The 14352-nt window shown below is 47.3% G+C and carries 13 protein-coding genes; 8 read left to right on the top strand and 5 right to left on the bottom strand.

The annotated features are described in order from the left end of the window. Positions 1–46 precede the first annotated feature (46 nt). The 4 genes from AC1DLI_RS00950 to AC1DLI_RS00935 all read right to left on the bottom strand — a co-directional run bounded on the left by AC1DLI_RS00950 (position 47) and on the right by AC1DLI_RS00935 (position 4497). Positions 47–1297, bottom strand: coding sequence for a glutamate-5-semialdehyde dehydrogenase (locus tag AC1DLI_RS00950; protein WP_477598902.1), 1251 nt, complete (start codon positions 1295–1297; stop codon positions 47–49). A gap of 17 nt (positions 1298–1314) precedes the next feature. Then, positions 1315–2421, bottom strand: a complete 1107-nt coding sequence (gene proB / locus AC1DLI_RS00945) for a glutamate 5-kinase (RefSeq protein WP_477599346.1) — start codon at positions 2419–2421, stop codon at positions 1315–1317. 338 nt (positions 2422–2759) lie between these two features. Continuing rightward, positions 2760–3950: an aminotransferase class I/II-fold pyridoxal phosphate-dependent enzyme gene (locus tag AC1DLI_RS00940; protein ID WP_477598901.1), complete on the bottom strand. Its 1191-nt coding sequence runs from the start codon at positions 3948–3950 to the stop codon at positions 2760–2762. 85 nt (positions 3951–4035) lie between these two features. After that, positions 4036–4497: a hypothetical protein gene (locus AC1DLI_RS00935; RefSeq protein ID WP_477598900.1), complete on the bottom strand. Its 462-nt coding sequence runs from the start codon at positions 4495–4497 to the stop codon at positions 4036–4038. 123 nt (positions 4498–4620) lie between these two features. Between AC1DLI_RS00935 and AC1DLI_RS00930 the strand changes: the two genes are divergently transcribed. After that, the gene (locus tag AC1DLI_RS00930) at positions 4621–5421 is read left to right on the top strand and encodes a carbon-nitrogen family hydrolase (RefSeq protein WP_477598899.1); all 801 of its coding nucleotides are present in this window, start codon (positions 4621–4623) and stop codon (positions 5419–5421) included. Here the strand turns inward: AC1DLI_RS00930 and AC1DLI_RS00925 are convergent, their stop codons facing one another. Then, on the bottom strand, positions 5422–6315 hold the full coding sequence (locus tag AC1DLI_RS00925) for a LysR family transcriptional regulator (RefSeq protein WP_308996564.1): 894 nt from the start codon (positions 6313–6315) through the stop codon (positions 5422–5424). Between the two features lie 163 nt (positions 6316–6478). Between AC1DLI_RS00925 and leuC the strand changes: the two genes are divergently transcribed. From leuC to AC1DLI_RS00890, 7 genes are all read left to right on the top strand, one after another. Further along, positions 6479–7894 (top strand): 3-isopropylmalate dehydratase large subunit, encoded by a 1416-nt coding sequence (gene leuC / locus AC1DLI_RS00920; RefSeq protein ID WP_308996563.1) that lies wholly within the window; start codon positions 6479–6481, stop codon positions 7892–7894. 28 nt (positions 7895–7922) lie between these two features. Then, positions 7923–8522: a 3-isopropylmalate dehydratase small subunit gene (gene leuD, locus AC1DLI_RS00915; protein WP_308996562.1), complete on the top strand. Its 600-nt coding sequence runs from the start codon at positions 7923–7925 to the stop codon at positions 8520–8522. Positions 8523–8679: 157 nt separating this feature from the next. Continuing rightward, positions 8680–10074: an N-acetylmuramoyl-L-alanine amidase gene (locus tag AC1DLI_RS00910; RefSeq protein ID WP_477598898.1), complete on the top strand. Its 1395-nt coding sequence runs from the start codon at positions 8680–8682 to the stop codon at positions 10072–10074. 19 nt (positions 10075–10093) lie between these two features. Further along, a complete protein-coding gene (locus tag AC1DLI_RS00905; protein ID WP_477598897.1) occupies positions 10094–10633 on the top strand; it encodes a GerMN domain-containing protein in 540 nt (179 codons plus the stop codon). A gap of 95 nt (positions 10634–10728) precedes the next feature. Further along, positions 10729–13212 (top strand): S-layer homology domain-containing protein, encoded by a 2484-nt coding sequence (locus tag AC1DLI_RS00900; RefSeq protein WP_477598896.1) that lies wholly within the window; start codon positions 10729–10731, stop codon positions 13210–13212. Positions 13213–13375: 163 nt separating this feature from the next. After that, positions 13376–14071, top strand: a complete 696-nt coding sequence (gene nth, locus AC1DLI_RS00895; protein ID WP_477598895.1) for an endonuclease III — start codon at positions 13376–13378, stop codon at positions 14069–14071. 5 nt (positions 14072–14076) lie between these two features. Then, positions 14077–14349, top strand: coding sequence for an NAD/NADP transhydrogenase alpha subunit (locus AC1DLI_RS00890; RefSeq protein ID WP_477598894.1), 273 nt, complete (start codon positions 14077–14079; stop codon positions 14347–14349). Positions 14350–14352 lie beyond the last annotated feature (3 nt).

Genomic DNA, 14352 nt, shown 5'->3' with positions numbered 1-14352 from the left:
ATTCCTCCGTTAAATCATTTATAAGATGACATGATAGCTCATTGCATTAACCTCTAATTTGACCATTCCCAAAAATCTGATATTTTGTGGAAGTCAATGCAGGGAGTCCCATTGGCCCGCGGGCATGCAGCTTTTGAGTACTGATGCCGATTTCCGCGCCGAAACCGAATTCGAAGCCGTCCGTGAAACGAGTGGAGGCATTGTGATAAACCGCCGCTGCATCCACTTCTTGAATAAAGCGATCTGCGTTGTCTTTGTTTTCTGTAACTATACATTCTGAATGCTTCGTACTAAAGCGGCGGATATGCGCCAGCGCCGTATCTAAATCAGGAACGATACGGATATTCATAATATAGTCATTATATTCTGTGCTAAAATCCTCATCCGAAGCCAATTTTGTGCCAGGAATGAGGGCAACGGTTTTCTCGCAGCCGCGAAGCTCAACGTTGGCTTGTAGGAAACGTTCCGCAAGGGAAACGAGATGCTGATCGGCAAAGCGCTCGTGGACAATCAGGGTCTCCATTGAGTTGCAAACCGAAGGACGTTGGACTTTTGCATTAAAAGCAATTTCAACCGCCATATTGTATTCAGCACTTTCATCAACGAAAGTATGACAAATGCCTGCTCCTGTTTCGATGACGGGAACGGTTGCGTTTTCGATGACGTTGCGGATAAGAGATGCACCTCCGCGGGGAATGACAACATCCAGCAGGCCGTTCAATTTAAGCATTTCATTCACGGAAGCACGGTCTGAATCCTCGATAAGCTGAATGGCATCAGCTGGCATTTCCGTAGCAGCAAGCGCATTTTTTAATACTTCAACGATTTTGCGGTTCGACTCAATCGCAGCCGAGCCACCGCGAAGCACAACGCTGTTACCTGTTTTCAAGCATAAACCTGCTGCATCGACGGTCACGTTTGGCCTAGCTTCATAGATCATGCCAATAACACCGATCGGCACTCTGATTTTATTGACCTTTAATCCGTTTGGACGGTCAAAATGCTCAAGCAGCTCACCAACTGGGTCCGGAAGCTCGACGATTTGTCTGAGTCCTTCAGCAATGGCGGCTACGCGATCACTATTCAGAGCCAAACGGTCAAGCAGGGAAGGGCTGGTGCCTTGCTCGCGCCCGCGCTGCAAATCAAGCTCATTTGCGGCGATTATGTTTGCTTGTTCCGTAAGCAGGGCATCCGCCATGCGCAGGAGTGCTGTATTTTTTTGTTCGGTAGTCAATCGGTTCATGATGGCTGAAGCATCCTGGGCGAATGCTGCTTTTGTTCTTACTTCGCTGGTCATAGAAGATAGCCTCCTTATTATTTTAATGTAATCCATTCATCGCGATGAATAAACTCGATGCGGGTTACGTCGACTCTTCGTTTTACTTCCTCGGTGCTGAGACCGGCTACCGCTTGAATTTGCCAAGCTGCATAGTTAACGATACCTCGACCGATCGTTTCGCCTTGTTGATTCGCGACCTCAATGATATCGCCCGGCAAAAATTCTCCTTGGACTTCCGCGACACCGGCAGGGAGGAGGCTTTTCCCTCCTTCGAGCAATGCGCGGGCAGCCCCGTCATCAACGGTAGCGCGCCCGAGCGGAATAGAGTGGAAGCCGAGCCACTGCTTCTTCATCGGCAAACTGTCCAGCTTCGTATCAAAGTAGGTGCCACGGCCATTGCCTTGAACGGCAAGGGACAGATCACCCTCAAGCTGCACCTTGCCGATAAAAGCATGGACGCCGCCACGCATAGCAATGCGGGCCGCTTCGATTTTGGAGCGCATGCCGCCCGTGCCTACAGAGGAGCCTGCGCCGCCGGCTAACTTCATGATATCCTCGGAGATTTGATCTACGCGCTCGATTTTGACCGCTTGCGGATTTTTTCGCGGATCCTCCGTGTATAAGCCATCCATATCGGTAATGATAACAAGCTTGGCAGCCTTCGTCATCGCAGCGACAAGCGCGGATAGGCTGTCATTATCTCCGAATTTGGGGACCAGCTCATCGGTGGCAACTGTATCGTTTTCATTAATAATCGGGATGATCCCTAGACGCAGCAGCTCTTCAATTGTCATTAGTGCATTTTGAATCCGGCGGCGATTGGAAAAGTCTGCGCGAGTCAGAAGAATCTGCGCCGCGACAATACCATAACCATTAAAAGCCTCCTGATAGGCCTGCATCAGCAGCGCTTGACCGACTGCAGCGGCTGCTTGCTTTTCATGTACTATTTTTGGCTTAGCAGCGTAACCGATCTGACGAAATCCAGCTGCAACCGCTCCGGAGGTTACCAGCATGACGCTGTTTCCTTCTTTGTGCAAGGAAGCCAGCTCAGAAGCGAAGTACTGTATGCGTTCGCGGTTCAATCCGCCTTCTTCGGAGGTCAGTGAGCTGCTGCCAATTTTTACGACAATGCGTTCCGTCATCATTAATCCCATCCTATGCTTGTTTCGTGACAACAAAAAAGACCTCCGTCCATAAAGGACGAAAGTCTTAGCTTCCGCGGTACCACCTTTGTTGATAACCTCATGAAATGAGAGTTATCCAGCTTAAGCCTATAACAGAAGGCGCTGTCCGGTTCATAGCCGGCCGCTCGGAGGTAGGTTCAGCAAGCGGCCTTCGGTAAATTCTTGCAGCCCATGGAATTTACTCTCTGATCGCGACCTATCTTGCTTACTAGTCCCGTCATCACGTTTCATGTTCAATTCCTACAAGCATATCACGATCCAAAGCCGCTGTAAAGCAAGGGAAATGGCGGATTGTCCTAAAATAAATTCAGCTTTCCGATCCGCTCAACCGCTTCCTGCAGACGTGCTTCGGTAGTAAGCAAGCCGAGCCGTACAAAGCCTTCGCCATGAGTACCGAAACCTACACCGGGTGCGACCACGACATCAGCCTCCTGCAAAAGAAGATCAGCAAAGGATTCAGATGTGTGGCCTTTTGCAACCGGCAGCCAGCAAAAGAATGACCCGCCAGGACGCGCGGCTTTCCAGCCAATGCGGTCGAGCGCATTGAATAAAGCCTCACGGCGGCTTTCGTACATCGCTCTCAGCTCAGCAACACAATCCTGCGGGCCGGTCAAAGCGAGTGCGGCAGCTTCTTGAATGCCGCCGAATAGGCTGCAGTAGTAATGGTCTTGTATCAGATTGATTAGCTTTACGATTTGGGCATTCCCAATAGCAAAGCCTACGCGCCAGCCGGCCATATTGTACGTTTTGGACAGCGTATAGAATTCGACGCCCACTTCTTTTGCACCGGGCGTCTGGAGAAAGCTGATCGGCTTATTCCCATCGAAGCCAATTGCGCCGTATGCGAAATCGCTCGCCACAACGATGCCATGCTTCTCAGCATACTTGACTGTTTTCTTATAAAATTCAGCATTCGCAACCGCGCCTGTAGGGTTGTTCGGATAATTCATAAACATCAGCTTGGCACGTTCAGCCAGTTCAAGGCTAATCGCATCGTAATCAGGCAAATAGCTGTTTTGCTCCGTTAAAGGCATGAATGCCATTTCGGCACCCGCAAGCGCTACACCAGACCAGTAGTCAGGGTATCCGGGGTCAGGCACGAGGCAGACATCGCCCGGATTAAGCAAGCATTGACTGATTTCAACGAGACCGGTCTTACCTCCGAAGAGGATTGCAACCTCGGTCGTCGGATCTACATCAACGTTGTAATCTTCCTTGTACCGCTTAGCGACGGCTTCCTTTAGAAAAGGATAGCCGCTAAATGGCGGATACTTATGGTATAACGGATTAGCCGCAGCTTCTTGAAGCTTTGCAACAATATGGGGAGGAGTCGGCTGATCCGGATTGCCTTGTCCCAAATTGATGACATCGCGTCCTTTGGCCGTCTGCGCATTCGCTTTGGCGACCAGTTTGGCAAAAAATTGCGTCGGAAGTCCATTCATCCGATCTGCAGGTTGAATAAGATGTTTACCGATTTGTGTTTCCATTCCCTCACACTCCACATGACAAAATGCTATCTATTTAAGCAATAGCTTAAATGTAGCATGAATGCAGGGAGAATAGAAGCAGTGCCTACAATGCAGGCACGCCTACTTTTTGAATGAACGGCTTGATATCGGCTTTGAATAGGAACAAAAAGGGTCTGCGTTTCTCGTCAAAAACAAGCAGAATCGGCGGTTTATCCTTGCAGTAAAACAGGAAAAGATCATCCGATGTGACCGACACATCCCTTTGTTTTATGGTTACTGCTTTTTCAAGCGGTACCCGGTACACATAGCTGCAGCTCTCGTCCGTTGTTACCTGCGGAGCAAGTCCTGTTATTGAATTGACCCATGAAGAAGCAAAAGTTTGATACTGTGCGTCGTTTGGAATCGTTTTGATGACTTTGCCTGCGGCCACATCAAATACCTGCACCGGCTTTAGTCCGGTTTCAGAGCTTGGCGCGCTGTGGGCAGGGTGGGCAGCAGCAATTTGGGCAAACAGGAAAAGCGAGCAGCAAGCCAGAAGCATTGCGGCTATTCGTTTTGAAAGCATAACTGACATTCTCCTTTTGTATAGAAAAGTAGTAAATCCCTCGTTGTTACAGTTCCCATCTTGACACAGAACCATGACAGGGTATCATTAGGGAAAAAAAGCATTATCGGGAGGAATCGTAAGATGAGCCAACAATTGCGGCTAGCGCTGCTGCAAATGAACATAGAAGCAGGAAATCCGGAAGCTAATTTCGCGAAGCTTGCGAGCATGCTTGAAGAAGCGGTAAGCCAAGCTGATAAGCCAGATGTCATCATGTTTCCTGAAATGTGGAACACAGGTTATGCGCTAAAGGAAATCAAAACGATAGCAGATCCAGCAGGAGAGCGTACCCAGACATACTTATCCGAATTCAGCAAAAAGCATCAAGTGCATATCATTGGTGGATCGATTGCGGAGTTGAAGGGCGACCAGGTGTTAAATACCATCTATGCCTTTGACCGTTCCGGACAAGTGGTTGCTGATTATTCAAAAATTCATTTGTTCCGTCTGATGGATGAAGAAAAGTATTTAGCAGCAGGGAATAAACCAGGCAAGCTTACGATTGAAGGCGCGGAAGCGGGGATGATGATTTGTTATGATATCCGTTTTCCAGAGCTGGCTAGAAAGCTGGCGCTAGAGGGCGCCAAGCTCTTGTTTGTACCGGCAGAATGGCCGAATCCGCGCCTGCATCATTGGCGGACGCTGCTGACTGCGCGCGCGATCGAAAATCAAATGTTCGTCATCGCCTGCAATCGCATGGGCACGAGCGGTGACACCCAATTTTTCGGTCACTCGCTTGTGCTAGATCCTTGGGGAGAAACCATTGCGGAAGCCGGCGAAGAAGAAACGATTTTGTATGCGGATATTGATTTGTCGCTGGTCGATTCGGTTCGAGCCAAAATCCCGGTGTTTGAAGATCGCAGACCCTCTATATATGAAGCTTAATTATCGATAGCTGCTAATCGTTTTGTTCAATGTACGGATAAAGGCATCCGCAGCTTTGGACAAATAACGGCCCTTGCGGCTCGCGACGACAAGCGTTCTGGTTGGTTTAGAACTTAAAGGCAAATATATGGGAGCAAACTCCGAGCCTTTGACCCGCGTAAGCATTTGCGGGACAAAGGCTATTCCCATTCCGCCGGCCACCAAGGATTGAATGGTCTCGATATTGCTGCTCTCAAACACGATTCGCGGCGTGAAGCCGGATTGCTCACATAAATCGACTGTAATTTGACGGAAGCCTTGTCCTCTTTTCAAACCGATAAAGGGCTCCTCTTCAAGTTCCGAGATATCTATGGGATCTTCTCTGCGGGTAAGATGATGGTTAGGCGGAACCGCGAGACAAATCTCTTCCTCTAAGAAAGGTTCCCAGGAGAGCGAATTATCGATAAGAGGAAGGGAAAGCAGGCTGAGATCCGTTCCGCCGCTGGCGGTTAGCTGTTCTAACTTGGCTGTCGTATCTTCTACGAGCACGACTTCTATTTGCGGGTATTGCTCGCCGAATACTGGGAGGACAAGCGGCAGGATATGGGAACCCGTAATCGGGAGCGTGCCGACGACTAGACGGCCGCGCCGCATTTGCGCCATATCGTCCATTTCCTGCTTAAGCTGCTCGACTGCATCGAGAATCGCTTGCGATTTTTCAACAAAAACTTGTCCAGCCTGGGTTAATTCCACGGAGTTCGTCGTACGGCGAAACAAGAGTACCCCAATTTCCTGCTCCAGCTTTGAGAGCTGCTGGCTAAGCGAAGGCTGTGCAATATGGAGCTTCTCCGCGGCTCGCGAGAAGTTTTTCTCCAAGGCGATTTGAATCACATAATTTAATTGCCGTAATTCCATATGAGTAATCTCCTCTATTATTTTATCGAGCAGGGAAACTTCCATTATAGTTATTACCTATAGACGTTATAGATATTATATCTTGGTTCAATGAAGAAAGAAATGCTATAGTAGGTTCAGTTAAGAAACGCAGAAGATTTCATGAAACGATGGGGTGAATATAATGACGAAAAAGACAATGTTTGAGAAGATTTGGGATAATCACGTCATTAATCAAGAAGAAGGCAAGCCAAGCGTTATTTATATCGATTTGCAGCTCGTTCACGAAGTAACGTCGCCGCAAGCATTTGAAGGCCTGCGCCTATCCGGCCGCAAAGTTCGCCGTCCGGATCTAACTTTCGCTACGATGGATCATAACGTACCAACAAAGGATCGTTTTAATATTACAGATCCGATCTCCAAGCAGCAAATTGATACTCTAACTCAAAACTGTAAAGATTTTGGCGTAAAGCTGTTTGATCTTGACAGCATCGACCAAGGTGTCGTTCACGTTATGGGCCCTGAGCTCGGACTTACGCATCCAGGTAAAACAATCGTTTGCGGCGACAGCCATACTTCGACTCACGGCGCTTTCGGCGCTTTGGCGTTCGGTATCGGTACGAGCGAGGTTGAGCATGTTATGGCAACCCAGTGCTTGCAGCAATCGAAAGCAAAAACGCTGGAGGTTCGTTTCAACGGAACACGCAAACCGGGCGTGACGGCAAAAGATTTAATTCTAGGCGTTATTGCTCAATACGGTACAGATTTCGCAACCGGCTATGTTATTGAATTCACTGGTGAAGCTATTACCAGCTTGACTATGGAAGAGCGTATGACCGTTTGTAACATGTCCATTGAAGCAGGCGCTCGCGCTGGTCTTATTGCTCCGGACGAAACAACTTTTAATTACCTTCGCGGCCGTCAATATGCGCCTGCTAACTTCGATGAAGCGGTTGAAGCTTGGAAACTGCTTACTACGGATGAAGGTGCTGAGTATGATACAGTCGTTCACTTCGATGTTGACGCTCTAATTCCGCAAGTGACTTGGGGTACTAGCCCAGGTATGGGTACGAATATCACAGCGAAGGTTCCTTTCCCTGCTGATCTTCCAACAGAAAATGAGCGTAAAGCGGCTGAAGCAGCTCTTGAGTATATGGATCTGAAGCCAGGTACGCCAATGAATGAAATTGCAATTGATTATGTGTTTATCGGCTCTTGCACGAACGGCCGTATTGAAGATTTGCGCGCTGCAGCTGAAATTGCTAGAGGCTACAAGGTAAGTGACCGCGTTACAGCTATCGTCGTTCCAGGTTCAGGCCGCGTAAAAATTCAAGCGGAGAAAGAGGGCCTCGACAAAATCTTCACAGAAGCAGGCTTTGAGTGGCGTGATGCTGGCTGCTCGATGTGTCTAGCGATGAATCCTGACGTATTGAAACCAGGCGAGCGCTGCGCATCTACTTCCAACCGTAACTTTGAAGGACGTCAAGGACGCGGCGGACGTACGCATCTTGTATCGCCTGCAATGGCAGTTGCTGCGGCAGTTAAAGGTCATTTCACAGATGTACGCGATTGGGAAATTAAATCCGAAGTGTTGAACTAATTGAACGAGAGAGAGGGGTATAACCGATATGGAACCGTTTAAACAACTTACAGGCATCGTCGCCCCGGTCGACCGGGTCAATGTCGACACGGATGCAATCATACCTAAACAATTTTTAAAGCGCATCGAGCGCAGCGGCTTTGGTCAATTTCTATTCTTTGAATGGCGTTTTGACGAGAGCGGCAACGTAAATCCTGAGTTCGAACCAAACAAACCGCGCTACGAGGGAGCTTCCGTCCTTGTATCCCGTGCAAACTTCGGCTGCGGATCCTCACGTGAGCATGCGCCATGGGCAATTCTTGATTATGGCTACAAAGTAATTATTGCTCCGTCTTATGCGGATATTTTCTATAATAACTGCTTTAAAAACGGTATTTTGCCAATCAAGCTTAGCGAAGAGCAAGTTGAAGAGATTTTCCAGCGCACTGCAAAATTTGTTGGTTACAAACTGACAGTTGACCTGGAAAACAAACAGCTTTCCGATGAGCATGGCTTAACGATCGCATTTGACCTTGATGAGCATCGTCGTCAATTTTTGCTGCAAGGGCTTGATGATATCGGATTGACGCTTCAACACGAGGATAAAATTACAGCTTACGAGCAAAAACACGCCGCTCGTTTAGTTTAAGCAAACGAAACTAAGAGGACGATTTTGCCCGAATGGGCGAATCGTCCTCTTTTTTCCTTTAAACGCAACTTTTTCTGACAAGCTGCGTCTATATTTTAGTCTGTAAAAGTCGAATGCACTCATTCGATGCGGGCAATTTCAGTCATCGAGGTGGGAAATGAAAAGATTTATATCCATGTTGTTGTTTATGTCGGTTTTTTTCACGATGTTCGCCACTGTAGGACAAGCTGCAGAGGTCGTCCCGAAGCTTTTTTTGAATGGTCAGCAGCTAAAATCTGATGTCAATCCGCAAATCATCAACAATGCGACAGTCGTACCGGTGCGGACGGTATCAGAAGGCCTCGGCTATCAAATTGTCTGGGACAATACGGCCAAAACAGCGACGGTCACGCACGGCAATAATGTCATCAAGCTCAAAATGAATGACAATGTTGCGCTAGTTAATGGCCAAATGGTTCAAATGGATACCACGGCATCAATCATTAAAGGTACGACATTAGTTCCGCTTCGCTTTATTGGCGAACAGTTCGGCTTGAATGTCGAATGGAAAGCTGCGGAAAAAGAAGTACATATGTACGAGCCGAAGGAACCGACTGATCCAACTGCACCCGTAGAATCAGCAGGAATGATTACGGAAGTGGCTTATAGCGGCGAGAGTACGATTAGCATTAACTATGAAGGCGTAGTCAAAGCTAACAAGCCTTTGGTGCTGGATAATCCGAAGCGAGTCGTATTTGATTTTCCAAATACGGATTATTCACCACTTTTGAGCGGACAGTTTGTGAACGGGCAGTTTGAGGTCAATGTTACAGACAGCACTTATTTGCAAGGGTTCCGTTATTCCTTATTTTCGAAAACCCCGGCTACCGCGCGTTTGGTTATCCTGATTGCGGATAATACAGGCTACGTTATGACAGAGGATTTGGGCAAGTTCCAGTTAAAACTGATGCCGATTACGGATGTTCCTGTCGATCCGACACTCCCGGTTGATCCGGAAAAACCGCCAGTTTCCGATGATATTTTCGATATCGTGATTGATCCCGGTCATGGGGGTTCAGATCCCGGCGCGAAAAGCGTATTGAACAAATGGGAGAAGGAATTTAATTTGAGCGTTGCTTTGAAGATGAAAGCGCTGCTCAATAAAGAAACTAAAATTAAAGCTCATTTTACGAGAACGGGAGATACTTATCCTTCCTTGGACGAGCGTGTCAACTTTGCCGAGAATCTTAAAGCGGATTTATTTATGTCGATTCATGCAAATAGCGGAGCTGCTGCAGCTTCGGGCGCAGAGACTTATTATTATCGTGAAAATAGCAAAGCTTTTGCCGCAGTCATTCATAAACACTTGATTGCAGCTACCAAGATTAAAGATCGCGGCGTCAAAAAAGAGGCCTATAAAGTGATCAAACAAACGACGATGCCTGCGGTTCTGATTGAAGCAGGATTCTTATCTAACTCGGTCGATGCAAAAATGTTGTTTGACGATGCAGCCCAGAACCGTATTGCTGCAGAGATGGTTGCCGGAATCAAAGAATTTTTAAAAGTTAAATAGAAAGCAGGTGTTCAGTGTAATGAAAATTTTCAAAGCACAAGGGCTGCTTGCTGTCATCATTTTATCTGCTGCGATCGTTGGCTGTGGTGTACAGGGCAAGCCAGATAATAACCTGGGAAGCACAGCAGCGCCAACTGCGTCGCCTACCCCGGAACCAACACCCGTATTGAATGAGAAAGAAGCTATTATTTATTTAACCGATGCCGAACTGCTTGAAACAGTTGAACAACCAGTTAAGCTTACCTTTGAAACAGATGCCGATTTGGTGAAAGCGGCAATTGCCGAATTACAGAAGGATGCAGGAGAGAATGCCTTGTCCTTATGGAAACCAATCGAAGTCAAAACCGTAGAGCTTGCTGACGGACTCGTTACGCTTGATATCCATTTGCCGGATGAAGCCCGTCTTGGCGCTCCTGGAGAAATGTTCGTAATTGAGACGCTCAAGAAAACGTTGTTCCAATTCGATTTTGTGAAATCTATTGAACTTTTGGTCGATGGAGCTAAGATTGAAACGCTAATGGGACATGTTGAACTTGAGCATCCGATGAACAAGGAATAATGCAATAACACTGATGGCTTCGCTCCGTCCTTATTTTAGGACGGCGAAGCCGTTCTGCTTAAATCAACACAAACAATCAGGGGGAATATCAACTTATGACAACGCATTTTGCGGGCAAGAAAATATTGATTGGAGCATTGGCTTTTTCATTGGTGGCAGGTAGCGGCGTTATTATCCCAAAACAAGTTCATGCAGCATCCTCTGCACTAACGACACCGTTTAAAGACGTTAGCAGTGGACATTGGGCAGAGAAGCATATCGCCAAGCTGGCGCTTCAGAAAATCATCGAAGGTTATTCGACAACAAGCGGTTCGTTTGTGTTCCGCCCTAGTGAAAACGTAAGCCAGCAAGAAGCTGTTCTTTTGGCGCTGYGGTTTGCGGGTTTAGACAAAAAAGCAGACTTGGACGCTATTATCGGTTTTCCGGCTTCATTTTCCGTCAGTGCCTATTTTAAAGCATACATAACACTGGCCTTCAAAGAAGGTTTGCTTGATCAAGAGGAAGAATTTCAGCTTGCTGCCAAAGACGCAAAAGTTGCATGGGGCACAAAGCCTGCATCCCGTGAATGGGTAACGAAGCTTATGGTCCGTGCCATAGACCAACGGGRGGAAGCGGAGAAGCTGCAAAATACGGCTTCCGGCTTCTCAGACGCCTCCCAAATTAATTCAATCTATAAAGGATACGTAAATCTAGCAGCTAAGCTTGAGCTGGTGAAGGGCGTAACAACCGTAAAATTTGATCCAAAAGCTAACGTAACACGCGCAAGCCTAGCTACAATGTTCAGTCGTGCGGAAAAGCTGTACCCTGTCGCTTATGAAGGACAGGTCGATGGCATCGTATCTCGATTGACAGATACAACCTTAACGCTCTACAGCAACAAAAAGGAAACGAATTATGCCATCAACGCGGACACGCTTTTTTATCATTACAACACAGAAACGCCGATTACGAAGCAGCAGCTGCTTGAGTATGGCGATGTAACTGTTATTGCTAAGGATGGCAAAGCGCTTTATGTTGAGGTGATGGGCGACAAAGTTTATACCAAAACCGTAACAGGCACGCTTGATCGTGTGATTGCTGATGAGAAAAAAATCTATGTGTGGATAAATGACAAGCCTGTTGAAGTTTTTTATGATGACAAGCTCGTTGTCGCAGACAGCGACGGCAAAGCGCTAGCTCTGTCCGCTATCAAAAGAGACAGCCAGATCAGCATCGTGCAGGATTCGTTCCGCGAAACGCCGTTAGCGCTGAAAATCATCGCTGCCCCTCAATCAGCGTCAACGAATGTTAAGGGTGCGTTCTATGGAGCGAGCGGGGACCTAATTACGATTATGCAGGGCACCACGCTCGTATCTAAATTTATGGCAGACACGGTATCGGTAGAGATAGATGGCTTGAGCGGCGCGACTATCGGTGACTTAATCAAAGAAGCCGATCAAGTCGAGCTGACGCTAAATGATTCCGATAAGGTTACGAAGGTTAAAGTCGTGAACCGCAATGTGAAGACGCTGGCGGGCGCGCAAATTGCAAGCTACGTTAATGATAAGAAGCTGTTAACGATCGTTGATGCGAGCGGTGGAAACGCACAGGCGCTATATTTTACGGATAAAACAAGAATTGAATACAGCGGCAATGCGATATCGCTCTCGTCCGCCTACAATTTGCTGACGCTTAACCGTAAAATTGTAATCAGCTATACTGGTAATACGATTGTATCGCTGCAATTCGTGACCAAATATACAGGCTCTTTAGTATCCATGAACGCAGCCAGCAACCTCATGACGATTCGTTTAGACAACGGATCGACCGTAGCTTTGCCTTACAATACCGCTTACGTTGAGCATTCGGCTATTACAAGCGCAGGGTTGAGCGATCTGAAGACTGGCGATTTGCTGACATTGGAATTGAACAATACGCAGGACCGGGTTGCAGCGATTAAAGTACATTCGAATGCCCAGTACGAAGTTGTTTCCGTCGATGCCGGCAGCAAGAAGCTGCGTGTGAAAAACGCGATGACCACTGCATTTGACCTTTCCGTACTCAGTACGGAGCTGACGAATGAAGCGGGGGCTAAATTGACGATAGATCAAATTACAGCGGGAACGCTCATAAATGTTAGCTATACCGGCAAGCAAGCAGCTTCTGCGAGCACCGTAGCTGCAACTTTCGGGAAAGTACAAGCCGTATCGGCGAGCAGCGTAACGATCATAGACCTTGCGGGACAAACGGTCGTATATAACGTCGATGCAGGGTTCACTGCTATCAAAGGCGCTTCCCAGAGCACAGCTACCAGCTTGATTACAGTTGGCGACTATGTCGAGGTTCAGAAGCCTGCCGCAAACAAGACTCAAATTTCAGTAGCCATTGCCGAGAGCCGCATCTTCTCGAACTATAATGTATCCGCGTCACAAATTTGGACAGAGAAAGTGTCGGACGCAGACAACCGGAATTATTTTAACGTAAACAGCAATTCCAAATATTTTTTAAACGGGAATGCCGTTGCCGTGTCAGCTTTTAAGGCGGGCGATGCCATTACGATCTATGGCTTTAGAAATTATGCGATTGCGGTCGTCAAGTAGCAAAATGCTTGAAATTTCATGAATTTGAGCCAGAGATATTTAAATTTTGTGAAAAAACTGCCCATATGGGCAGTTTTTTTATAGAATGTGCTTGATTACGGTTGCGAAGCGTGACAAATTTCGCTACACTTTGAACGATAGTGTTTGATTAGGAGAGAGGACGATGAGTGCGAAACAGAAAATGCGTCATGTGCTGGATATCATAGCGGAGATGTTTCCAGATGCGCACTGCGAGCTTAACCACAGCAATCCGTTTGAGCTTACGATAGCAGTGCTGCTATCAGCGCAATGTACGGATGAAACGGTAAATAAAGTGACGGTGGGCTTATTTGAGAAATATAAGCGTCCTGAAGATTATTTGAACGTTCCGCTGGAAGAGCTGGAGCAGGACATTCGCCGCATCGGCTTGTTTCGAAGCAAAGCTTCCAATATACAAAAGCTATGCCGGATCGTCATCGATAAATATGCCGGGGAAGTGCCGGAAAGCCATGAGGGATTGACCGAGCTGCCAGGCGTCGGCCGCAAAACGGCTAACGTCGTCATGTCAAACGCATTTGGCGTTCCAGCCATTGCCGTTGATACGCATGTGGACCGCGTGACAAAGAGGCTAGGATTTGCAAAGGCGGAGGATTCGGTTCTGGAGGTCGAGAAGAAGCTCATGAAGCTTGTTCCGCGCGAGGAATGGACTTTAACTCACCATAGGCTGATCTTTTTTGGCCGCTATCATTGCAAAGCGCAAAGCCCGCAGTGTCCGATATGTCCGCTGCTTGATTTGTGCAAAGAAGGAAAACAACGTATGAAGCCAGGCTTTAAAACAAAAAATAAGATTATAAAACCTAAAATAGCCAGTGAAGGATGATGACGATGAACTGTATTTCCGTTTACACAAAGAATTTTGAGCTTTTTTCCGATATTTATGAGCAGGTGCTTGAATCTCCGCCAGAGGAGAATGAAGACATCGTCGTGGAAGGCATTACGGTAAGCGGCTCCGGCGACGTGYCTGAGCAGTATATCGAGCGTATGCGCGTTAAACCCGAGGTTGTTGTTATGCGTGATAAAGAACGCAATATCATGATTTTGCAGCACGGCAACGTATTTGAAATTTGCCTGCCGTCTGAAGAAGAGCAAGCCGTTTAAGGA

The organism is Paenibacillus sp. 01T443, assembly GCF_056398325.1.
The sequence above is the reverse complement of the archived record's forward strand: the minus strand, read 5'-3'. Positions and strand labels throughout refer to the sequence as shown.